At 63.0% G+C, this 21,703-nt stretch carries 23 protein-coding genes; 12 read left to right on the top strand and 11 right to left on the bottom strand.

Annotated features, from left to right (window positions below; genetic code table 11):
* Positions 1 to 411 precede the first annotated feature (411 nt).
* The 4 genes from ABD847_RS16220 (at position 412) to ABD847_RS16205 (ending at position 4,481) form a co-directional block, all read left to right on the top strand.
* A complete protein-coding gene (locus ABD847_RS16220) occupies positions 412 to 1,512 on the top strand; it encodes an extracellular solute-binding protein (RefSeq protein WP_345014911.1) in 1,101 nt (366 codons plus the stop codon).
* 61 nt (positions 1,513 to 1,573) lie between these two features.
* Positions 1,574 to 2,713 (top strand): putrescine ABC transporter ATP-binding subunit PotG, encoded by a 1,140-nt coding sequence (gene potG / locus ABD847_RS16215; protein ID WP_345014909.1) that lies wholly within the window; start codon positions 1,574 to 1,576, stop codon positions 2,711 to 2,713.
* Positions 2,710 to 3,636 (top strand): putrescine ABC transporter permease PotH, encoded by a 927-nt coding sequence (potH, locus tag ABD847_RS16210; protein WP_345014908.1) that lies wholly within the window; start codon positions 2,710 to 2,712, stop codon positions 3,634 to 3,636. The genes potG and potH overlap by 4 nt, the downstream gene beginning before the upstream one ends.
* Entirely contained in the window at positions 3,633 to 4,481 is an 849-nt protein-coding gene (locus ABD847_RS16205) for an ABC transporter permease subunit (RefSeq protein ID WP_345014906.1), read from the top strand. The genes potH and ABD847_RS16205 overlap by 4 nt, the downstream gene beginning before the upstream one ends.
* A gap of 58 nt (positions 4,482 to 4,539) precedes the next feature.
* Here the strand turns inward: ABD847_RS16205 and ABD847_RS16200 are convergent, their stop codons facing one another.
* A complete protein-coding gene (locus ABD847_RS16200; protein WP_345014904.1) occupies positions 4,540 to 4,923 on the bottom strand; it encodes an acetyl-CoA sensor PanZ family protein in 384 nt (127 codons plus the stop codon).
* A 108-nt stretch (positions 4,924 to 5,031) separates the two neighbouring features.
* Between ABD847_RS16200 and ABD847_RS16195 the strand changes: the two genes are divergently transcribed.
* Complete coding sequence (locus ABD847_RS16195; RefSeq protein ID WP_345014902.1) at positions 5,032 to 5,283, top strand: YkgJ family cysteine cluster protein; 252 nt, start codon at positions 5,032 to 5,034, stop codon at positions 5,281 to 5,283.
* Here the strand turns inward: ABD847_RS16195 and envC are convergent.
* Both envC and gpmM read right to left on the bottom strand, forming a co-directional pair.
* Positions 5,276 to 6,457 carry a murein hydrolase activator EnvC gene (gene envC / locus ABD847_RS16190; RefSeq protein ID WP_345014900.1) on the bottom strand — a complete coding sequence of 394 codons (1,182 nt, stop codon included), beginning with the start codon at positions 6,455 to 6,457 and terminating at the stop codon, positions 5,276 to 5,278. The genes ABD847_RS16195 and envC overlap by 8 nt on opposite strands.
* A 72-nt stretch (positions 6,458 to 6,529) precedes the next feature.
* Complete coding sequence (gene gpmM, locus ABD847_RS16185) at positions 6,530 to 8,071, bottom strand: 2,3-bisphosphoglycerate-independent phosphoglycerate mutase (protein ID WP_345014898.1); 1,542 nt, start codon at positions 8,069 to 8,071, stop codon at positions 6,530 to 6,532.
* A 204-nt stretch (positions 8,072 to 8,275) separates the two neighbouring features.
* On the opposite strand from gpmM, the gene ABD847_RS16180 reads away from it, so the two are divergent.
* The 3 genes from ABD847_RS16180 to gpsA are packed head-to-tail and all read left to right on the top strand — an operon-like array spanning position 8,276 to position 10,231.
* Positions 8,276 to 8,707, top strand: a complete 432-nt coding sequence (locus tag ABD847_RS16180; RefSeq protein ID WP_345014896.1) for a rhodanese-like domain-containing protein — start codon at positions 8,276 to 8,278, stop codon at positions 8,705 to 8,707.
* Positions 8,708 to 8,760: 53 nt separating this feature from the next.
* Positions 8,761 to 9,225 carry a protein-export chaperone SecB gene (gene secB / locus ABD847_RS16175; protein WP_345014895.1) on the top strand — a complete coding sequence of 155 codons (465 nt, stop codon included), beginning with the start codon at positions 8,761 to 8,763 and terminating at the stop codon, positions 9,223 to 9,225.
* Position 9,226: 1 nt separating this feature from the next.
* A complete protein-coding gene (gene gpsA, locus ABD847_RS16170) occupies positions 9,227 to 10,231 on the top strand; it encodes an NAD(P)H-dependent glycerol-3-phosphate dehydrogenase (protein WP_345014893.1) in 1,005 nt (334 codons plus the stop codon).
* A gap of 57 nt (positions 10,232 to 10,288) precedes the next feature.
* On the opposite strand, the gene nfuA is transcribed toward gpsA, so the two are convergent.
* From nfuA to ABD847_RS16155, 3 genes are all read right to left on the bottom strand, one after another.
* Entirely contained in the window at positions 10,289 to 10,867 is a 579-nt protein-coding gene (nfuA, locus tag ABD847_RS16165; RefSeq protein WP_345014891.1) for a Fe-S biogenesis protein NfuA, read from the bottom strand.
* Positions 10,868 to 10,920: 53 nt separating this feature from the next.
* Positions 10,921 to 11,646 carry a ComF family protein gene (locus ABD847_RS16160; RefSeq protein ID WP_345014889.1) on the bottom strand — a complete coding sequence of 242 codons (726 nt, stop codon included), beginning with the start codon at positions 11,644 to 11,646 and terminating at the stop codon, positions 10,921 to 10,923.
* Between the two features lie 87 nt (positions 11,647 to 11,733).
* Positions 11,734 to 13,134 (bottom strand): ammonium transporter, encoded by a 1,401-nt coding sequence (locus ABD847_RS16155; RefSeq protein ID WP_425568475.1) that lies wholly within the window; start codon positions 13,132 to 13,134, stop codon positions 11,734 to 11,736.
* A gap of 279 nt (positions 13,135 to 13,413) precedes the next feature.
* Between ABD847_RS16155 and bioH the strand changes: the two genes are divergently transcribed.
* From bioH to ABD847_RS16140, 3 genes are all read left to right on the top strand, one after another.
* Positions 13,414 to 14,178, top strand: a complete 765-nt coding sequence (gene bioH / locus ABD847_RS16150; protein WP_345014887.1) for a pimeloyl-ACP methyl ester esterase BioH — start codon at positions 13,414 to 13,416, stop codon at positions 14,176 to 14,178.
* Between the two features lie 73 nt (positions 14,179 to 14,251).
* Entirely contained in the window at positions 14,252 to 14,491 is a 240-nt protein-coding gene (locus tag ABD847_RS16145; RefSeq protein ID WP_345014885.1) for a flagellar biosynthesis protein FlgE, read from the top strand.
* Between the two features lie 2 nt (positions 14,492 to 14,493).
* A complete protein-coding gene (locus tag ABD847_RS16140; protein WP_345014883.1) occupies positions 14,494 to 15,414 on the top strand; it encodes a putative metalloprotease CJM1_0395 family protein in 921 nt (306 codons plus the stop codon).
* Between the two features lie 102 nt (positions 15,415 to 15,516).
* Here ABD847_RS16140 and ABD847_RS16135 read toward each other — a convergent pair whose 3' ends face one another.
* The 5 genes from ABD847_RS16135 to ABD847_RS16115 form a co-directional block, all read right to left on the bottom strand.
* Entirely contained in the window at positions 15,517 to 17,820 is a 2,304-nt protein-coding gene (locus tag ABD847_RS16135) for a Tex family protein (RefSeq protein ID WP_345014881.1), read from the bottom strand.
* Between the two features lie 177 nt (positions 17,821 to 17,997).
* Complete coding sequence (locus ABD847_RS16130) at positions 17,998 to 18,546, bottom strand: YbhB/YbcL family Raf kinase inhibitor-like protein (RefSeq protein ID WP_345014879.1); 549 nt, start codon at positions 18,544 to 18,546, stop codon at positions 17,998 to 18,000.
* 100 nt (positions 18,547 to 18,646) lie between these two features.
* Positions 18,647 to 19,465: a helix-turn-helix transcriptional regulator gene (locus tag ABD847_RS16125; RefSeq protein ID WP_345014877.1), complete on the bottom strand. Its 819-nt coding sequence runs from the start codon at positions 19,463 to 19,465 to the stop codon at positions 18,647 to 18,649.
* A 69-nt stretch (positions 19,466 to 19,534) separates the two neighbouring features.
* Positions 19,535 to 20,248, bottom strand: coding sequence for a site-2 protease family protein (locus tag ABD847_RS16120; protein ID WP_345014875.1), 714 nt, complete (start codon positions 20,246 to 20,248; stop codon positions 19,535 to 19,537).
* A gap of 9 nt (positions 20,249 to 20,257) precedes the next feature.
* The gene (locus ABD847_RS16115) at positions 20,258 to 21,145 is read right to left on the bottom strand and encodes a DUF2167 domain-containing protein (RefSeq protein ID WP_345014873.1); all 888 of its coding nucleotides are present in this window, start codon (positions 21,143 to 21,145) and stop codon (positions 20,258 to 20,260) included.
* A 243-nt stretch (positions 21,146 to 21,388) separates the two neighbouring features.
* Here ABD847_RS16115 and ABD847_RS16110 point away from each other — a divergent pair, with 243 nt between their 5' ends.
* On the top strand, positions 21,389 to 21,637 hold the full coding sequence (locus tag ABD847_RS16110; RefSeq protein ID WP_345014871.1) for an Lpp/OprI family alanine-zipper lipoprotein: 249 nt from the start codon (positions 21,389 to 21,391) through the stop codon (positions 21,635 to 21,637).
* Positions 21,638 to 21,703 lie beyond the last annotated feature (66 nt).

Genomic DNA, 21,703 nt, shown 5'->3' with positions numbered 1-21,703 from the left:
TAAGCCTGCCTGTGATGCGTAAAAAAATCCCGACTAACCGCAGGAGGCAGCACACGCGCAAGATGTTGGGGCGAGGGGAAAATCCCGCCCGGCTATATCCGGATAAAAAGACGGTTTTTAGGGGTGGTGCTCATGAGGGATGGGTGTGAGGCAAACCTTAGTGGCACAAGGGTTACAGCGGGTTTTGCTCTGCGGCGCCGGCAGCATTTTTCTTGAATACAATTGCAAAAAATCAAAATATAATGCGCCTGAAGTCATCTGATTTGGTCAGTCACGACTGTTTATGTGTTGCTGCTTATGGGCACGCTTATTGCTTAAAGTTAACCCGATGCGCTGGGTTTACTTACATGGGTCAGCGGGATACCCGGGTTTTCCCCGCTGCAAACTTAATGTCAAGTCAAGGAGACACACATGTCATTTGTGAAAGGAATGTTTAGCGCGACCCTGGTGGCAGCCATGTCCATCGGGAGTGCCGTGGCTCAGGAAGAGAAGGTGCTGCATGTCTATAACTGGAGCGATTACATCGCCGAAGACACGGTAGCCAACTTCGAGAAGGCCACCGGCATCAAGGTCGTCTATGACGTGTTTGACAGCAATGAGGTGCTGGAAGCCAAGCTGCTGGCCGGCAACACAGGTTTCGATCTGGTGGTGCCCAGCTCCGACTTTTTGGCACGCCAAATCCAAGCCGGTGTCTTCATGGCCCTGGACAAGAGCAAGCTGCCCAATCTGAAGAACATGGATCCGGTGGCCATGAAGCTGCTGGCGGACAAGGATCCGGACAATGCCCACTCCATCCCCTACCTGGGTGGCACCACCGGCATCGGCTTCAACCCCAAGAAGGTGGCCGAAGTCATGGGGCCGGATTTCAAGATGGACAGCTGGGACGCCGTGTTCAAACCGGAGAACCTGGCTAAGTTGAACAAGTGTGGCGTCTCCTTCCTGAATGCCCCCACCGAGATCTTTGCCACCGCACTGCACTATATGGGCAAAGACTCCAACAGCCTGGATCCCAAGGACTATCAGGAAGCCGGCAAGCTGTTGGCCAGCCTGCGCCCCTACATCACCTATTTCCACTCCTCCCAGTACATCAACGACCTGGCCAACGGTGACATCTGTGTGGCCATCGGCTGGTCAGGTGACGTGATGCAAGCCGCTGCCCGAGCCGAAGAGGCCAACAACGGGGTGGCGGTGGATTACGTGATCCCGAAGGAAGGCGCCCTGATGTTCTATGACATGCTGGCCATTCCTGCCGATGCCAAGCATCCGGAAAACGCCCTGGCCTTCATCAACTACCTGATGGAGCCGGAGGTGATTGCCAAGGTGTCCAACTACGTCTCCTATGCCAGTGCCAACAAGGCCTCTTTGCCCCTGGTGGACGAAGCGCTGCGCACCAACCCCAACATCTATCCCACCGAGGAGATGATGCCCCATATGTTCGCCCTCAAGGTGTTGCCGGCCAAGGTAAATCGCGTCATCACCCGAGAGTGGACCAAGGTGAAGACAGGCAAATAAGCCGATTATTGGATAATTAACAGGGGCGCATCGACGCCCCTTGATTGTTAATGGAGAGATCATGGCCGCAGAATCGCAAGTGAAGCCGCGAGTGAATGTCGCAGCCGCAGAACCCAAACCCCTGCTGGAAATTCGCAATGTCACCAAGAGTTTTGACGGCGCCGTTGCGGTGGACGATGTCAGCCTGACTATCAACAAGGGTGAAATTTTTGCCCTCCTGGGGGCGTCTGGCTGTGGCAAGTCCACCCTGCTGCGCATGCTGGCGGGATTTGAGACGCCCACCAAGGGGCAAATCATTCTGGACGGGCAGGACTTGTCCAAGGTGCCGCCCTACAAGCGCCCCATCAATATGATGTTCCAGTCCTATGCCCTGTTTCCCCACATGACGGTGGAGCAGAACATCGCCTTCGGCCTCAAGCAGGATCGTCTGTCCAAGGAGGACATCGCCGAGCGGGTGGGGGAGATGCTGGATCTGGTGCACATGAAGGCCTTCGCCCAGCGCAAGCCGCACCAGCTCTCCGGTGGTCAGCGCCAGCGGGTAGCCCTGGCACGCTCCCTGGCCAAGCGGCCCAAGCTGTTGCTGCTGGATGAGCCCATGGGGGCCCTGGACAAGAAGCTGCGGGAGAAGATGCAGCTGGAAGTGGTGGATATCCTGGAGCGGGTCGGGGTGACCTGCGTGATGGTGACCCACGACCAGGAGGAGGCCATGACCATGGCCGGTCGCATCGCCATCATGGATCGCGGTGAGTTTGTGCAGATCGGTGGGCCGGAAGATATCTACGAGCACCCCAACTGCCGGCTGAGCGCCGAGTTCATCGGCTCGGTGAACATCTTCGAAGGGGTGTTGATCGAAAGTGGGGCGGATTATGCCGTCATCCAGTGCGACGATCTGGCCCACCCGCTGCATGTCAATCATGCCCCCCTGGTGGCGGAAGGCTTGCAGCTGATGGTGGCCCTGCGCCCAGAGAAGATCTACATCAGCGAGACAGCACCGTCCGACCATCTGAACTATGTCCGGGGCAAGGTGGAGAACATCGCCTACATGGGGGACATCTCCATCTACCACGTGCGTTTGCCCAGCGGAAAAATGGTGATCGCCACCCTGCCTAACGTAGACCGGTTCCGTAAGGGCCAGCCTACCTGGGAAGACGAGGTGATTTTGACCTGGGATCCTGACTCTTGCGTGGTGCTGACCATATGATGATTTCCGATTCTCGCGCGCTGCCGCCGTGGCGCCGCTGGCTGCCTGCCGGTCGCCATCTGGTGATTTTCTTCCCCTATGCCTGGATGCTGCTGTTCTTCCTGGTGCCCTTCCTGATCATCCTCAAGATCAGTCTGGCGGAAACCCAGGTCGCCATTCCGCCCTACACGGCCTTGATGGAATATGCCGACCAGAAGCTGCACTTCGTCCTCAACCTGGGTAACTACCTCTACCTGTTCGAAGACGAGATGTATGCCGAATCCTACCTGCAGTCCCTGCGGGTGGCCGGCATCTCCACCCTCTTGTGCCTGCTGGTGGGGTATCCCATCGCCTGGTCCATCGTTCACTCCAAGCCGTCGGTACGCAACGTGTTGCTGATGCTGGTGGTGCTGCCCAGCTGGACCTCATTCCTCATCCGGGTCTATGCCTGGATCGGCATCCTGAAGAACAACGGTCTGCTGAACAACTTCCTCATCTGGCTGGGCGTCATTCAGGATCCGATTCCCCTGCTGCACACGGATCTGGCGGTGTATATCGGCATCATCTATGCCTACCTGCCCTTCATGATACTGCCGCTGTATACCGCCCTGATGCGGGTGGATTACTCCCTGATGGAGGCCGCCTCGGATCTGGGCGCCCGGCCCTGGAAGAGCTTCTTCACCGTGCTGCTGCCCCTGACCAAGAGCGGCATCATCGCCGGCTCCATGCTGGTGTTCATTCCGGCGGTGGGTGAGTTCGTCATTCCGGAACTGCTGGGCGGGCCCGACTCTCTGCTGATCGGCCGGGTGCTGTGGCAGGAGTTCTTCAACAACCGCGACTGGCCGGTGGCCTCTGCCGTGGCGACCGTCATGCTGTTGCTCCTGATGGTGCCCATCATCTGGTTCTATGCCTATCAGCGTCGTGAAATGGAGGTCAAGGCATGACTCCTATTCCAGAAAGCAAATCCAAGTGGCGCCTGTTGATCCTGGCCCTGGGCCTGACATTCCTCTACGCCCCCATCCTGATCCTCATCATCTACTCGTTCAACGAGTCCAAGCTGGTGACGGTCTGGTCCGGCTTCTCCATCAAGTGGTACTTCGAGCTGTTCCGTGACAAGCAGATGATGGACGGTGTGGTGCTGAGTCTGACCATAGGGGTGTTCAGCGCCACCATGGCGGTGGTGGTGGGCACCCTGGCGGCCTTCGTGTTGACCCGCATCGGTCGCTTCCGCGGTGAGACGGGCTTCGCCTTCCTCATCACGGCGCCCATGGTGCTGCCGGATGTGATCATAGGTCTGTCGTTGCTGCTGCTGTTTGTCTCCATGGCCAACAGCTTCGGCTGGCCGGCCCAGCGGGGCGCCTTGACCATCTGGCTGGCTCACGTGACCCTGACGGCGGCCTATGTCACCGTCATCATACGTTCGCGCTTGCAGGAGCTGGACATCTCCATCGAGGAGGCGGCCCAGGATCTGGGGGCCACCCCCTTGAAGGTGTTCTTCCTCATCACGCTGCCGCTGATTGCGCCGGCCATAGGTGCGGGCTGGTTGCTGGGCTTCACCCTGTCGCTGGACGACTTGGTGATCACCAGCTTCGTCTCGGGCCCCAATGCCTCCACCCTGCCCATGGTGGTGTTCTCCAGCGTGCGGTTGGGGTTAAGCCCCAAGATCAACGCCCTGGCAACCATCATCATACTGGTGGTCTCCACCGCCACCTTCATCGCCTGGTGGACCATGACCAAGGCAGAGAAACGGCGCAAGGCGGAGCTGGCCATGAGTACCAAACCGGCTTAAGCACCGTCCTCGACAAAACGGCCACCCCAGGGTGGCCGTTTTCATTTGCCGGGCTCGGTTACAGCGGCTTGTACCAGCCTGCCGCCTCTTGCAAGAAGCCTTCTGCGGCGAGAAAGGCGTTCAGGCTGGCCTGGGGCTCATCGGCTAACCCGGCCAGGCTCAACCTGGCGCAGGGGATGCCATGCTGCTGTTGCCAGGTCAGTGTCTCGGCCAGCAGGTAGTGACCCACGCCCCGGCGCCGGGTCAGGTCCCGCACCGCCAGGTAGACCAGCTGCTCCCCCTGGCTGACTGCCAGCCCCACCACGCGATCATTGAAGATGGCCAGGTGGCGGTGGCCGCTGGGCAAGTGCTCCGCGGTCAGGCCGTCGGCCGCCAGCAATTTGCTCAGGCTGTCCTGCCACTGGGGGAGTATCTGGGAATCGTGATGAATGGTCAGGCGCATACTGCTCTCCATGGTCGCGTGTGGGCGCCAGTGTAGCACCGGAAGCGGATCAGGCCGAGCCTGTGTCTGCGCCATGCTATGCTGTTGGCTCATCAGCGAGGAGTAGGTATGGAGTGTCGTTCTGGTTGTGCCGCCTGTTGTATTGCCCCCAGCATCAGTTCGCCCATTCCGGGTATGCCTGACGGCAAGCCGGCGGGGGTGGCCTGCATCCAGTTGGATGAGCGGCTGGGTTGCCGGTTGTTTGGCCAGCCGACGCGCCCGGCGGTGTGCGACGGTTTTCCTGCCCAGGCGGATGTGTGCGGTGAAAGTCGAGAGCAGGCGCTTTGGCTCATCGGCGAGCTGGAGCGCCTGACTATTTAAGCCAGCGGCTGGGGTTGACGGGCTGGCCTTGTTGGCGGATTTCGAAGTAGAGACCGGCACTGTCCTGGCCGCCACTGCGGCCCACCAGAGCGATGGTCTCACCGGCCTGGATGCTGTCACCGGCCATCTTCAACAGGGCCTGATTGCTGCCATACAGGCTGAGGTAGCCATGGCCGTGGTCGATGACCAGCACGTTGCCAAAGCCTTCCAGCCAGTCGGCGTAGACCACATCCCCGGCGGCGATGGCTTTCACCGGGGTGCCTTCGGCGGCGCCGATCAGGATCCCCTTCCAGGTGACTTGGCCGGTGCGGGGGCTGCCGAACTGGCGCAGCAGCCGACCCTGTACCGGCCAGGGCAGTTGGCCACGCTGCTTGCCCAGCCCCTTGTGCGCATTGCTGGCCAGGCGGGCTTCTTCCTTGGCCTGAGCGGCGGCTTCCGATTCCCCCTTGGCCTTGGCCTTGGCGCGGGCACGGGCCAGGGCTTCTTCCCGCTGCCGTTTGCGTTCGGCCTCCAGCTTACGGCGGGCGGCTTCGATCTGCTGCTGCATCTTCTTTTCGGCCTGCTGTAGCCGGCCCAGCTGCTGCTGATCTTCCTGCAGGGATTGCTTCAAGGCACCTAGGGTGGTTTCCCGTTGGCTGAATTTGTCCGCCAGGGCGCTGTGGTCTTGCTCCTGCCCCTTTAGCAGTGCCGTCAGTCGTTCGCTGGCGTGCCGGGTCTGCTGGCGGTTGCGCTCCAGGGCCTGCTGGGTCTGCTGGGTCTTGGCGATCACCGCCAGACGGGCCTGGTTGAGGTAGCCGTAATAGTCCAGCGCCCGCTCCATGCTGGTGGGGTCTTGCTGATTGAGCAGCAGCTTGAGGGTGTCATGGTGGCCAAAGCGGTAGGCCTGCTCCAGTTGGCTGGCCAGCAGGGCTTCCTGCTGTTGCAGCTCTCGGGTCAGGGTTTGGCTCTGGCGGTTGAGTTCGTTGAGTTCGTCGCGGGTCTGCTGCAGCTTCTGCTGGGTACCGTTGAGGCGACGAGCCAGCTGGGAGATGGCCAGCTCATCAGCCTTGAGCTGATGGTGCAGGCTCTTGATGTCCTGCTGTTGCTGCCGGATATCCTGCTGCTTCTGGGCGATCTGTTGCTGGACTTCTTTGAGCTCTTTGGCTGGCTCGGCGTTGGCTGCCGGCCATAACAAGACCGCGCCGGCCAAGAGGCCGACGCGGATCCCGTGTTGTACTGATGGATTGATTGCCCGCATGGGGCAAAATTATTTCAGAACCATCAGAGGCTTGCCAGTCATTTCCGCCGGCACTTCCATGCCCATCAGGGTCAACATGGTGGGGGCCAGGTCGGACAGCTTGCCGCCTTCTACCGCGGTGGCCGGACGGCCGAAGTAGATCAGGGGCACCGGCAGGTTGGTGTGGGCGGTGTGAGCCTGGCCGGTTTCCTCGTTCATCATCTTCTCGGCGTTACCGTGGTCGGCGGTGATCAGACACTCGCCACCCACTTCCTTCAGCGCTTCGATGACGCGGCCGACGCAGGTGTCGACGGCTTCGCACGCCTTGACGGCGGCGTCAAACATGCCGGTGTGACCCACCATGTCGCCGTTGGGGTAGTTACAGATGATGACGTCGTACTTGCCGCCCTTGATGGCGCCTACCAGCTTGTCGGTCAGCTCGCCGGAGCTCATTTCCGGTTGCAGGTCATAGGTGGCCACCTTGGGGCTGGAGATCAGTTCGCGATCTTCGCCGGGGAAGCAGGTTTCTTCGCCACCGTTGAAGAAGAAGGTGACGTGAGCGTACTTCTCGGTCTCGGAGATGCGCAGCTGGGTCTTGTCGTGCTTGGCCAGCCATTCGCCCAGGGTGTTGACCAGGGCAGTGGGCGGGTAGGCGCAGCTGGCCTTGATGTCGGCCGCGTACTCGGTGAGCATCACGTAGTCGGACAGCTTGGGTTGCTTGGCACGGGTGAAGCCGGTGAAGTCGGCATCCACGAAGGAGCGGGTGATTTCACGGGCACGGTCGGCACGGAAGTTCATGAAAATCAGGGCGTCGCCGTCATTCAGGGTGGCGGCTTCGGCACCCACCACGCTGGCCTTGACGAATTCGTCGTTCTCACCACGCTCGTAAGCGGCGGCCAGGGCCTCGCTGCCGGTGGCGTAGTTGGCGAAGGCGCTCTTGCCTTCGGTGATCAGCTCGTAGGCTTCCTGGACGCGATCCCAGCGGTTGTCACGGTCCATGGCGAAGTAGCGACCGACCAGGGAAGCGAGGCGGCCCTTGCCCAGCTTGGCGAACAGGGCGTCGAAGCGCTCGATGGACGCCTGGGCGCAGCGCGGGGCCACGTCACGGCCATCCAGGAAGGCGTGCAGGTAGATTTTCTCGGCACCGCGTTGGGCGGCCAGTTCCACCATGGCGGCGATGTGGTCTTCGTGGCTGTGTACGCCACCTTCGGACAGCAGGCCCATGATGTGGACGGCCTTGCCGTTGCTCACGGCGCCATCGACAGCCTTGCACAGGGCGGCGTTCTTGAAGAAGTCGCCGTCACGGATTTCCTTGGTGACGCGGGTCAATTCTTGGTAGACCACGCGACCGGCGCCGATGTTGACGTGACCCACTTCGGAGTTACCCATTTGGCCATCGGGCAGGCCCACGTCCATGCCGGAGCCGGAGATCAGGGTGCTGGCGTAGTTCTTGGCCAGACCATCGAGGACCGGGGTGTTGGCGGCAGCAACGGCATTGAATTCTTTCTTATCGCTGTAACCCCAACCATCCATGATGATCAGGACCAACGGCTTCTTGGCGGCGGTAGACATACGACTACGTCCTCTTGACTTTGGTTAAATAAGGAATGCGACTAATGCGTAATATTACAACATCTGCCGAATTAGTCACCTGATCCCGGCTGGGAATCCCATGCCGGGCCGTGAAGTGGCTCTCGCTGTGGCGGGTGTGGAGCTGCCATTCTGCCGGCGGGGCGGTATACTGCGGCGGAAGTTTCCTACCGGATCTGAGTCATCATGCAAGAATACATTGATTTTATTGTTAGAAATCCCCTGCTGGCGGCCGCTTGGCTGGGTCTGCTGGTCGCCCTCTTCTACACCACCATCAAGGCCAAGTTCTCCCCCGTCAAGGCGGTGAACAGCCAGGGCGCTACCCTGCTCATCAATCGTCAGCAGGCGGTGGTGGTGGACGTGCGGAACCAGGATGAGTATGCCAAGGGGCACATTGCCGGCTCCCATCACGTTCCTGTGAGCCAGATCGACGGAAATAATCTGACCCTCATTGAAAAGTTCAAAGAGAACCCCATCATAGTCGTGTGTGAATCCGGCATGCGGGCGGGCCCGGCAGCGGCCAAGCTGAGCAAGGCAGGATTCAAGCAGGTATTTTTGTTGCGCGGTGGTCTGGCGGATTGGCGCTCAGAGAACATGCCACTGACTAAAAAGCGCTAATCTGGCGCGCATCTCGGATCCTCAGGATCTCTTTTTCACAAGGAATTTAAGCAATGACTGAAGCAGCCAACAACGCCAAGCAACCCGAGTTCCAAATCCAGCGCGTCTACATCAAGGACGTCTCCTTCGAAGCGCCGTCCACCCCCAAGATCTTCCAAAAAGAGTGGCAGCCGGAGATCAAGCTGGACATGGATACCAAGACCAGCGTGCTGGCCGAAGACATCTATGAGGTGGTGCTGACCCTGACCGTGACCTGCAAGCTGGGTGAGGAAACCGCCTTCCTGTGTGAAGTGAAGCAAGCCGGTATCTTCACCGCGGCCAACCTGGATCCGCAGCACCTGGCCCATTGCCTGGGCTCCTACTGCCCGAACATCCTGTTCCCCTATGCCCGTGAAACCGTGGCCGGACTGGTGAGCAAGGGCTCCTTCCCGCAACTGAACCTGGCACCGGTGAACTTCGACGCCCTGTTCGCCGCGCACATGTCCAAGCTGGAAGCAGAACAAGGTGCGGAAGCCTGATATGTCGCAAGACATCCAGTTAAGCGTACTAGGGGCGGGGTCGTATGGCACCGCCCTTGCCATTTCATTGGCCCGCAAAGGCTATCGCATCCTGCTGTGGGGCCATGAGGCCGAGCACATGGCGGCCTTGCAGCAGGCTCGTTGCAACGAGCAATTTTTGCCGGGCGTGCCGTTTCCGGACACCCTGGAGCTGACCTCGGATCTGGCGGTGGCCGCCGCGGCTTGCCGCACCCTGCTGGTGGTGGTACCCAGTCATGTGTTTGGTCTGGTGCTGTCCCAGGCACGCCCGCATCTCCTGGCTGGCGCCCGGGTGGCCTGGGCCACCAAGGGACTGGAGCCGGACAGCGGTCGCCTATTGCAGGAGGTGGCGCGGGAGGCTCTGGGGCCCGAGGTGCCGTTGGCGGTGGTGTCAGGGCCGACCTTTGCGGCGGAACTGGCCGCCGGTCTGCCCACCGCCATCTCGGTGGCGGCCACCGACGATGCCTTTGCCGAAGAGCTCTCCGAGCTGATGCACTGTGGCAAGTCGTTCCGTGTCTACACCAACAGTGACTTCGTTGGCTTGCAGCTGGGTGGCGCGGTGAAGAACGTCATCGCCATCGGTGCCGGCTTGTCGGATGGTCTGGGCTTTGGGGCCAACGCCCGTACGGCGCTGATCACCCGCGGTCTGGTGGAGATGCAACGACTTGGCGTGTCGCTGGGGGCCGATCCCAAGACCTTCATGGGCATGGCCGGGCTGGGGGATCTGGTGCTCACCTGCACCGATAACCAGTCCCGCAACCGGCGCTTTGGCTTGGCCCTGGGGGCCGGCAAGAGCACGGAGCAGGCCATGGCCGAGATAGGTCAGATAGTCGAAGGCTATCGCAATACCCGGGAGGTCCACCTGCTGGCGGCGCGGCAAGGGGTGGAGATGCCCATCTGTGAGCAGATCTACCAGATCCTCTATCAGGGAAAACCGCCTAAAGAGGCGGCGCTGGCGCTGCTGGGCCGGGACAAGAAGGACGAATAGTCTCGTCTGTGCCATAAAAAACGCCCCGCAGTTGCGGGGCGTTTTTTGTTGTCCGGCTCAGTAGAAGGAGTGGTCGCCGCGCTGGTGTTCGGTGGCGTCTTTGACCCCCGCCAGCTCGCCGGGGAACAGCTCCAGCAGCTGCTTCTCTATGCCTTCCTTCAGGGTGACATCCACCATGGAGCAGCCGTTGCAGCCGCCGCCAAATTGCAGGATGGCATAGTTGTCTTCGGTGATCTCCAGCAGGGTCACCTTGCCGCCATGGCCCGCCAGAGACGGGTTGACCTGGGACTGGATGACATATTCCACCCGTTCGATCAGCGACGCATCGTCGGCCACCTTGCGCATCTTGGCGTTAGGGGCCTTGAGGGTCAGCTGGGAGCCCAGGTTGTCCACCACGAAGTCGATCTGGGCATCTTCCAGATAGGGCGCGCTCAGCGGATCCACCAGGGCATCGAAGCCGGTGAAGGGCAGGTGAATATCCTCCGGCTCCACCGCGTCTGCCGGGCAGTAGGAGACGCCACATTCGGCGCTGGGGGTGCCGGGATTCATCACGAACACCCGTATGTTGGTGCCTTCGGGCTGCTTCTCCAGCAGCTTGTTGAAATGGGCCTGGGCGCTCTCGGAGATACTGATCATCTGGTGCCTCGCTGTTGAATCCTGAGTAAACCGCTCGGGTTTATCATACCCCGTCACCGGCGGGCTGAATAGTCTGGTTTGGGGTGGATCAGGGCCCGGCTCACCGCCCACACCTCAATGCGCTCGACGCCGCTCTGCCGCAACAGGCGGCACAGGGTGGCTGCCGTGGTGCCCGTGGTGACCACATCATCCACCAGGGCCACATGGCGGTACTGATGTGGCCCCACCACGAAGGCGCCCTTGAGATTGCGCCGGCGCTGGGCCTGGTTCAGCCGGGCCTGGGGTTGGGTGGTGCGCACGCGCCTGAGCAGCTGCCTGTCCAGCGGCAGGCCGCTGTGGCGGTGGATGGCGCGGCACAGAGCCTCGGCCTGGTTAAAGCCGCGCCGCCAGCGGCGCCACCAGTGCAGCGGCACCGGCAACAGGACTTCTGGCCTGGGCTCGGCTGGCAGATGCCGCGCCATCAGCTCCCCCAGCAGGCTGGCCATCAGGTAGTCGCCCTGGTATTTGAGCCGTTGGATCAGGGCCGGGTAGGGGAACTCATAGTCCCCCAGCACCGCCAGACGATCCCATAGGGGGGGATGACGCAGGCAGCGGCCGCAGACCCCCTCGGCCTGCTCGGGTAGTGGATGGCCACAGGTAGGGCAGGGATGGGGCAGACTGGGCAGCGACAGCTCGCAATGTCGGCAGAGCAGGGGACGACTATCGGTGGGCTGATGGCAGAGCAGACAGAGGCCTTGGGGTTGCCAACGGGCGAGGGTTTGCCGCAGAACTTTCAGCATGGGAGACCTCATACTCAGGGTATTCCCAGTCTAGACAGGCAAAAAAAGGGGCGCCAATAGGCGCCCAAGTGTGAGGTCTGATTTCGATTAGTAGTTGTATGCACGTTCGCCGTGAGAGGTCAGATCCAGACCTTCGCGCTCGGCTTCCACCGGCACGCGCAGGCCGAGGATCTTGTCTACCAGGAAGAAACCCACCACGGAGACCACACCGGACCAGACGATGGTGGTCAGCACGCCGATGGCTTGGATCTTCACTTGATCGGCGATGGAGTAGTCGGCTACGGCGCTGTTGGCGACATAGTCCCACAGGCCAGAACCGCCCAGATCGGGAGAGGCAAACACGCCGGTCAGCAGGGCACCCAGGATACCGCCCACACCGTGTACGCCGAAGACGTCCAGGGAGTCATCCACGTTCAGCAGGCGCTTGAGGCCATGGACACCCCATAGGCAGATGACACCGGCCAGGGCACCAATCACCAGGGCACCCACCAGACCGACGAAACCACAGGCCGGGGTGATGGCCACCAGGCCGGCTACCGCACCAGAGATGCCACCCAGCAGGGAGGGCTTACCCTTGAGGCCCCATTCGGCCATCATCCAGGCAATGGCGGCCATGGCGGTGGCGGCCCAGGTGTTCACCAGAGCCAGCGCGGCAACACCGTTGGCTTCCAAAGAGGAGCCAGCGTTGAAACCGAACCAGCCGAACCACAGCAGGCAGGCGCCGATCATGGACATGGTCAGGCTGTGCGGGGCCATGATTTCACGGCCAAAGCCCACGCGCTTGCCGACGAAGTAAGCACCCACCAGACCGGCTACGGCGGCGTTGATATGCACAACGGTACCACCGGCGAAGTCCAGGGCGCCGTGTTGGAACAGCCAGCCTGCGGTGGCGTTGGCAGCATCGGCGGCAGCGGCGTCGGTATAGGCATCAGGACCGGCCCAGTACCACACCATGTGTGCCATGGGGGTGTAGGAGAAGGTGAACCAGATGACGATAAACAGCAACACGGCGGAGAAGCGGATGCGTTCGGCAAAGGCGCCCAGGATCAGTGCGCAGGTGATGGCGGCGAAGGCGCCTTGGAACACCACATAGATGTATTCGGAGATGCCGACACCCTTGCTGAAGGTGGCCGCCAGAGAGTCAGTAGTGATGCCTGCAAGGAAGGCCTTGTCGAAGCTGCCGAAGAAGGCATTGCCCTCGGTGAAGGCCAGGCTGTAGCCGTAGACTACCCACAGAACGGTGGCCACACAGAACACCATGAAGACCTGCATCAGTACGGAGAGCATGTTCTTGGTCCGCACCAGACCGCCGTAGAACAGGGCCAGGCCGGGCACCGTCATCAGGATGACCAGCGCGGATGCCACGATCAGCCAGGCGTTGTCGCCTTTATCCAGGCTCATGACGGGGGCCGCAGCCTCGTCTGCCCAGGCCAAGCCGCTCATACCGAACAGCCCCAACAGGGTAAGCAGAGAAAACAAGCGTTTCATCGAAAGGATCTCCAAAGGTATTTAGGGCTCCTGACAGTCCAGTCGTCAGGAGGGGGTAACGCATCTTGCTGTGGATAAGCGCAGGATCTATGCCAAGTTTTTTCCGGTAAAATTAGCCGTAAAACCGGCTGCCGGCCGCGAGCCAGGTTCAATTTAGTGCGTTTAGTGCACCAAATTGCGACGTAACGCCCCGTGCTGCACCAGCTTGGTAATGCGCCTCATCCAGGGGCATCTGGAATCCTTTCGGCTTGAAAACACATTGAAAATGGAGACACGGCAATGACGATAGGGGTGACCCGGCTGGGCGCAGGACCCGATCTGGTGTTGTTACATGGTTGGGGGATGAATCGCCACGTCTGGGAACCTATCCTCCCAGGTCTGGCGGCCCATTTTCGGCTGCATCTGCTGGACTTGCCCGGCCATGGTGACTCCAGCTGGGCGGGCACCCAGCCTTACAGCCTGGATGCCCTGGTGGCGGCCCTGCTGGCCGAAGCCCCGCCGCAGGCCTGTTGGCTGGGGTGGTCGCTGGGGGGATTGGTGGCGACCCAGCTGGCCTGGCGTCACCCTGAGCGGGTCAGCCGGCTGATCCAGGTGGCCAGTTCCCCCTGCTTTGTCGCGCGGGAGGGGTGGCCCGGGATCCAGCCCGAGGTGCTGGCGGGTTTTCATCGGCAGTTGGGGCTGGACAGCGCCCGTACCCTGGAGCGCTTCCTGGCCATCCAGGCCATGGGCAGTGAGACGGTGAAGGAGGATGCCCGGCGCCTCAAATCCTTGCTGGCGGCGGCGCCCTTGCCCCAAGCGGCCGCGCTGGCCGGGGGGCTGGCGTTGTTGCAGCAGACCGATCAGCGCGGGATCTGGTCCGAGTTGACCCTGCCTTGTGTGCGGCTGTATGGGCGACTGGACTCGCTGGTGCCCCGTGCCGCCATTCCCTACATCACGGCCCTGCGGCCGGAGAGTGCCTGCCATCTGTTCGACAAGGCGTCGCATGCTCCCTTCTTATCCCATCCCGAGGCCTTCGTAGCACAAATAATTCAGAACCTCGGTTAAAAAATCAGCGTGCGCCTTTTCTCGCGGCCAGGCATGGTTGATAATTAAACAGTCCAATTACACAGGAGGCGCTATGCAAATTGATTCCGCCATGAGTTATGGTCTGCAGGGGCTGAGTCGCGCCCAGCAGCAGGTCGAGCAAGGCAGTCGCGAGATCGCCTCCTTGCCGGTGCAAGCCGAGTCTCCTCAGTCCAAGGATCTCACCCAATCGGTGATGACCCTGCAGCAGGGGCAGAACGAGGCCCAGGCGGCGGCCAAGGTGGTGAAGAGTGCCGATGACATGATGGGTACCCTGATCGACATCCGCGTCTAGCCATGAACATCAGCCCGACCTACCCCAACCTGGTGCCCATCGCGCTGCAGCCGAGTACCGAATCGGCGCGGCGGGATAACCAGGTGCGTGAGCGGATCCCGGCCTTGCCCCAGGGTGAGGCCTCCCCGCGTGAATCACAGGTCGGTTCCGACAAGGAGCGCTTCCGCAGCCAGGAAGGGCGCAATACCAGTTACGACAGCCGGCAGAATGGTCAGGCGGGCAGCAGTGCCGATGGCGCCTTTGCCGTGGAGGGGAAACCCGACCGGCAGCAGGGCCAGGGCTCCCAACAGGGTGAGTCCCGTTCCGGTGACGAGGGGCGCCAGCAACGGCAGGAGGCCAGTCAGGAGCAGCAGGTGCTGGCGGAGTTCAAGGATCGTGACCAGGAGGTGCGCGATCACGAACAGGCTCACCAGCGTGCCGGCGGTCAATATGCTGGCAGCCCCAGCTACAGCGTGACGCGCGGGCCGGATGGCAACAGCTATGCCATCGGCGGTGAGGTGCAGATCGATGTTTCCCCGGTGTCCGGCGATCCCCAGGCCACCATCCGCAAGATGCAGCAAGTGCGCGCCGCGGCCTTGGCACCGGCGGAACCCTCCAGCCAGGACAGGGCGGTAGCGGCCCGTACCCAGCAGCTGGAGGCCCAGGCCCGCGCCGAGCTGATGGAACAAACCCGGCAACTGAGCCTGGATCTGGGCAGTCAGCAAACAGACACAGCCGCTGCTGCGGGCACAGAGGCACAGGTCACCTCGGCATCGGATGCCAGCCCAGTCAGTCAACCCGCTACGCCGCGTGCCAATCCGTTTGGCGATGGGGTGAGCCAGGCCGCCCTCTCCCTGATGAGTCAGCGCAACCAGGTGATTGCCCAGCGCTATGACAGCGCCTGGCAGGGGCCGGCCGGGGCCACCGTCAGCCGCTATGCCTGAGGCGTGAGCCGGTCGGACAGCACACAACAGCACAGGCACATAGACACATAAACAAGAAGCCGGGCATAAGCCCGGCTTCTTGTTTGGTGCTGGATGGAGAGATTAGCGGCGCTTGGCCTTGGCGAAGGCGTCGGCAAAGGCATTGTTGGGCGCAGGCGCCGCCTCCTTGCCGTGGCGCGATTGGTCGGTGCGGGTGGTATTTTTCGCCGCTGGCTTGCTGTCGGGGCGCGTCTCGCCACGGGGGGCGGCATCATTCAGACGCATGGTCAGGGCGATGCGCTTGCGGGGCAGATCCACCTCCAGCACCTTGACCTTGACGATGTCGCCGGCCTTCACCACCTCCCGGGGATCCTTGATGAAGCGGTCGGTCAGCGCGGAGATGTGGACCAGACCATCCTGGTGCACGCCGATATCCACGAAGGCGCCGAAGTTGGTGACGTTGGTGACCACCCCTTCGAGCACCATGTCCGGCTGCAGATCCTTGAGGGTCTCCACTCCGTCGCGGAAAGTGGCGGTCTTGAACTCGGGGCGCGGATCCCGGCCTGGCTTTTCCAGTTCCTTGAGGATGTCGGTGACGGTGGGCAGGCCGAAGCGCTCGTCGGTGAACTCCTTGGCCTGGATCTGCCTGAGCCGTTCCGTGTTGCCGATGAGCTCCCCGGCGGCGCAGTCGTTGGCGGCCAGCATCTTCTGCACCAGGGGGTAGGCTTCCGGGTGCACGGCGGAGGCGTCCAGCGGGTTGTCCCCCTCACGGATGCGCAAAAAGCCGGCGCACTGCTCGAAGGCCTTGGGCCCCAGACGGCTGACTTTCAGCAGCTGCTGGCGGTTGGCGAAGGCGCCCTGGGCGTCGCGAAACGCCACTATGTTCTGTGCCAGGCTCTTGTTGAGGCCGGAGACCCGGGTCAGCAGCGGCACCGAGGCGGTGTTGAGATCCACCCCTACGGCGTTCACGCAGTCCTCCACCACGGCCTCGAGCCGCTGGGCCAGCTGACTCTGGCTGACGTCGTGCTGGTATTGGCCGACGCCGATGCTCTTGGGCTCGATCTTCACCAGCTCCGCCAGGGGATCCTGCAGGCGGCGGGCGATGGAGACGGCGCCGCGCAAGGAGACATCCAGCTCGGGGAACTCCAGGGCCGCCAGCTCGGAGGCAGAGTAGACGGAGGCGCCGGCCTCGCTCACCACCACCTTCTGGCAGCGCACCGCCGGGTATGCGCCAAACAGATCGCTCACCAGCCGGTCGGTCTCCCGGGAGGCGGTGCCGTTGCCGATGCTGATGAGTTCCACCTGGTGGCGCTCACACAGCTTGGCCAGGGTCGCCAGACTGGCGGCCACCTGGCGCTTGGGCTCGAAGGGGTAGATGGTGGCGGTGTCCACCAGCTTGCCGGTGGCATCCACCACCGCCACCTTGACCCCGGTGCGAATGCCGGGATCCAGCCCCATGGTGCAGCGCATGCCGGCGGGGGCGGCCATCAGCAGATCCTGGAGGTTGCTGGCAAACACCCGGATGGCTTCAGTCTCGGCGGCCTCCCGCAACTGGCCGATAAGCTCGGTCTCCATCTGCAGCGCCAGCTTGATCTTCCAGGTCCAGCTCACCACCGACTGCAGCCAGGCGTCGGCGGGCCGGCCGCTAAAGGTCAGCCCCAGCTCACGGGCGATCAGCCCCTCGCAGGGGTGACGTTCCCACTCGCCGGGCAGGGTGAGGGAGAGGCTCAGCACCCCTTCGTTGCGTCCCCGCAGCATGGCCAGGGCGCGGTGGCTGGGCACCTTGTTCAGGGGTTCATCGTGCTCGAAGTAGTCGCTGAACTTGGCACCCTCCTGCTCCTTGCCCGCCACCAGCCGGGCCTGGATCACCCCCTCGGCCCACAGGCGTTGGCGCAGGGCGGCCAGCACGGGCGCCTGTTCGGCGAAGCGCTCCATCAGTATGTAGCGGGCGCCATCCAGCGCCGCCTTGGTATCCAAGATCTGCTGCTCGGGGTTGAGATAGGCCTGGGCGGTCAGCTCGGGATCCAGATTGGGATCGGCCAGCAGGGCCTCCGCCAAGGGTTCCAGCCCTGCCTCTATGGCCATCTGTCCCTTGGTGCGGCGCTTGGGCCGGTAGGGCAGGTAGAGATCCTCCAGCGCCGTCTTGGTATCGGCGGCCAGCAGGGCGGCCCTGAGCTCGGCGGTCAGCTTGCCCTGCTCCGCCACGGAATTGAGGATCACGTCGCGGCGATCTTCGAGTTCGCGCAGGTAGCCCAGCCGCTGCTCCAGCTGGCGCAGCTGGGTGTCATCCAGGCCGCCGGTGATCTCCTTACGGTAACGGGCGATGAAGGGGACGGTCGCCCCCTCATCCAACAGACGGGTGGCGGCCTCCACCTGGGCGGCGGAGGCGTTGAGTTCGCTGGCAATCAGCTGACTGATAGAAGGCATGGTTCTCGCTCTATTATGGATGCGAAGCCGGACACCGCAGGCGCCGACCTCGGCCCGACCGGCGGGCTCAATTCGGTGAGGCGGAACATACCAGAAAACGGGCGAGCAATTGAGTCGTTTACACCTGTCGATTTCACCGCTTGTTAGTCGGCCTGCCTTGCGGCAGGCCGGCGGGGCCTAGCGGCCGTAGTGCAGGGTCAGGCTGGTCTGGGCCAGCTCGTTGGCGTGCAGCATGAAGCCCACCAGAGCCGGCATGCTGGTGGCCGGCAGGTCCAACTTGTCCACCTTGAGGGCATGCAGGGTGAAGCGGTAGCGGTGCGGCGGATCACCCTCGGGCGGACAGGCGCCACCAAAGCCGGGCTGGCCGAAATCGGTCAGGCTCTGCACCGCCCCGGCGGGCAGCCCCTGTCCATCGGCGGCGATGCTTGCCGGCAGGCCAGCGCTGTCGGCCGGCAGGTTGAAGACCACCCAGTGCCACCAGCCGCTGCCGGTGGGGGCATCCGGGTCATAGACGGTCAGCGCCAGGCTGCGGGTGCCGGCCGGCACCTCCTGCCACTGCAGGGCCGGGGACTGGTTGCCGCCCTGGCAGCCGAAGCCGTTGTAGACCTGGGCCAGGGGCAGGCTGGCGCCTTCGGGCAGGCCTGGGCTGGTGAGGGTGAAGGCGGCGTTGGCCTGGCCGCACAGCAGGGCCCCCAGGGTGAGGGCAAGCAGGGAAGGGGATCGCATGGGCACTCCTTGTTGTCGGGCGTGATTGCCGGTGACAGCAGTGTGGGTTTTTTGCGGTTTGCTTGCTGTCGTCAAACGGTCAACGCCTGTCGTGGCTCGGTCAGTTGACGGTGGGCACCGGCTCCCGATCCCGGCTGTGGCGCAGCTGGCTGGGGCTGACACCGAAGCGCTGGCGAAACTTCTGGCTGAAGTGGGAGGCGGAGACGAAGCCGCACTCCAGGGCGATCTGGGTCAGGGAGCTTTGATCCGTCATCACCCGGGCGAAGGCGGCGCCGAGCCGCTGTTCCGCCAGTAGGCTGGCGAAGCCGCCGGCGCCCTCCTGGCGCAAGGTGCGGCGCATGCTGGACTCGCTGAGTCCCAGCCGCTGGGCCAGTTCGCCGGCCTGCCAGGGGCGGGCCAGATCGGCCTGCAACAGCATCTGGATCCGCTGGCTCAGGGTCAATGGCTTCAGATTGAACAGGGGGCCGGCCAGCCCGGCCTGGGCCAACACCAGCAGCACACCATGCCAGGCATGCTCCAGGCGCGGCCCTCGCAGGGGGCCATCAAATGCTTGTGGATCCAGCAGCGGGGTGAGTTGCGCCGCCAGGGGCGGCGGACAGGCAAACACGGGGGCCGCTTGCCACTGGCCGGGCAGGCTGTCGCCGTAGCGTTGCAAGAAGCGCTCGGTCCAGTCCCGCGGCGGGCTGAAGACCTCCGCCTGGTAGAGACCGCCGGGCCTCGGCAGGTTTTCCATCTCCAGGGCCTCCCCGGGTGGCAGACAGAGGCAGTGATCCGTCGGGCAGACCAGGGGCTGGCCATGGGTATGGATCAGCTTGGTGCCCTGGCGCACCCACACCAGCAGGGGCGCCAGAATGGGCACCCGGTGGATCTGCTGGCGGGCGCGGGCCAGGTATTGGCTGTAGAGGGGATTGGTGTTCATGGCATCTCCGCAACGAGCCGACAGCATAGCGCGGCCAGCGGGTTGCCAGCCACAGGGGTGGCACTCCGGCTAGCCGCGCAGGGGGGCGAGCTGTTGGTGCAGGTGCTGGCTCATGATGGCCAGAAACGCCAGCAGCCCCAGGTAGTAGCAACCGTACTGCAGCTTCTGCTCCAGGCTGGCGCGGTAGTAACTGGCCGGCTGGGCCAGCCGACCGCGCAGCAGGCCCCAGACCTGGGGCGCCGCCAGCACCGCCACCAACAGCAGCAGGGGGCTGGGACGGTAGAAGAACAGCGCCACCAGCACAGGGATGCCCACCAGCCAGAGCTTGGGGGAGAGGATGGCGACGATGCGCCCGCCGTCGAAGGGCGTGAGGGGGATCAGGTTGAACAGGTTGAGCAGGCAGCCCATGTAGGCCAGGGCCAGCCAGAGGTTGCCGCCGCCATGCCGACCCAGGTAGTAGCAACCCATGGCTCCCAGGGTACCCAGCAGCGGGCCGGCCAGGGCCACCCAGGCTTCGGTTTCCACCGACATGGGTTGTTCCTTGAGCTCGATCCAGGCGCCGACGAAGGGGATAAAGGTGGGGGCGCCCACCGCCAGGCCCCGCTGACGGGCGGCCAGGTAGTGGCCCATCTCATGGATCAGCAGCAGACCGACGAAGCCGGCAGCATAGGCCCAGCCAAACAGCTGGGCATAGATCACCACCGACAGCAGCATGCTGCCCAGCGTCATCAGCAGGGGGCCCAGCTTGCCGGCACTGGCCAGCAACATCAGCGCCTTGAGCATGGCGTCTCCTTAACCTTGGCGTTTGAAGACACGGCGCAGCAGCGCGCCCACGCCGGCCAGGCCGATGAGCAGCAGCTTGGCGTATTTGGCCAGCATGGCGGCGGCCAGGGCGAAGAAGCCGAGCTTCTTGGCGGCCACCCCGGCCACCAGGGCTGCCAGACCATATTCCGCCACCTTGTCGCTGCCTTCCTGGAAGTCGTCGTAGCCTTTGCCCGGCTGAAAGTGCAGCTGGCTCATCAAGGCGCCGGCCACCGGCTTCAAGCGGTTCACGTTGTCCGTGTCGGTGATCAGGTTGACTCCCAGATAGCCCTCCCGGCCAAGGGCCAGGGTCTTGTAGTTGATGGTATAGTTACTCTCCTGGCTGCCCTTGTCCCGGGCGGTGGCGGACCAGCGCAGCTGGTGGTTGCTGGCGGTGTAGGCCGGCACCTCGGCCCAGCCCAGCACCTCCAGCTCGGGGATGCCCCGCTGGCGGCGCTCCTGGTTGGCGGCTTCGGTGCCTTCTTTGAGGCTGTTGAGCATGTCGTCCGGATCCCACTCCTTGGCATCGTCATCCCGGATGTAGCCCGCCGGGTCGAAACTCAGCAGCATGGTCCACTCCTCCTCGTCACTCACCGGCAGCACCATGCCCTGCAGGCTGTCGTCGTAGTCCCCGTTGATGGCCTGCATCAGGCGGCGGGTCTCCTCCGCCGGCACATAGACCATGGCCTCCGGCAGCTCGAGGCTGGCCTGATCCGCCAGGGTCAGGGTGCGGGGTCCGCTGAGGCTGGCGGCCATGGCGGCGTGCTGGGCGGCGGCGAACTCTTGCTGCGCCTGCTCCTGGGTCAGGGCCCAGAGGGGGGCGCTCAGCAAGAGGGCAAAGAGCGCCAGCAGGGGGCGCAGAGCGGACAGACGGGGCACGAACAGTCTCCTTGTGCTTGAGATAGGGGGGCTTGATGACCGAATTTGGTGTCGGGCGAGTCTAAGGCGGCGGCGGTGACTTGTCCGTGACCCAGACGGGATTTCTGCTGTGGTTGGTAAGCTGAACGACAGGAAAACGGCGATAAAAATCAGCACTTTTCCTTGATTAACCCGCCGACTATTTGTGCCATACTGCTAGGGCCGGAACGCGTCCAGGCAAGCATTAAGCAAAGGGAGTGAATCATGAACAAGTATCAAGCTTTGTTGGGTACAGTGGTTTTGGGTTCCACCCTGTTGGCCGGTTGTGCCAACACGGATCAGTTGCAAGCTGATGTACAGAGCCTCAATACCAAGGTGGATCAGTTGACCAGCGATGTGGCTGCCCTCAAGCAGTCCCAGGCCCAGACGGCCAGTGACGTGCAGGAGGCCAAGAGTGAGGCCATGCGCGCCAACCAGCGTCTGGACAACATGGCCACCACCTACAAGAAATAAGCTGGTCTGGCTGACGAGCGGCGCCCCGGGGCGCCGCTTTTGTTTTGGCCTTTGGCTAGCCGACCG

The organism is Pseudaeromonas paramecii (assembly GCF_039540575.1).
GTDB lineage: Bacteria > Pseudomonadota > Gammaproteobacteria > Enterobacterales > Aeromonadaceae > Pseudaeromonas > Pseudaeromonas paramecii.
This window is presented reverse-complemented; position numbering and strand designations above follow the sequence as displayed.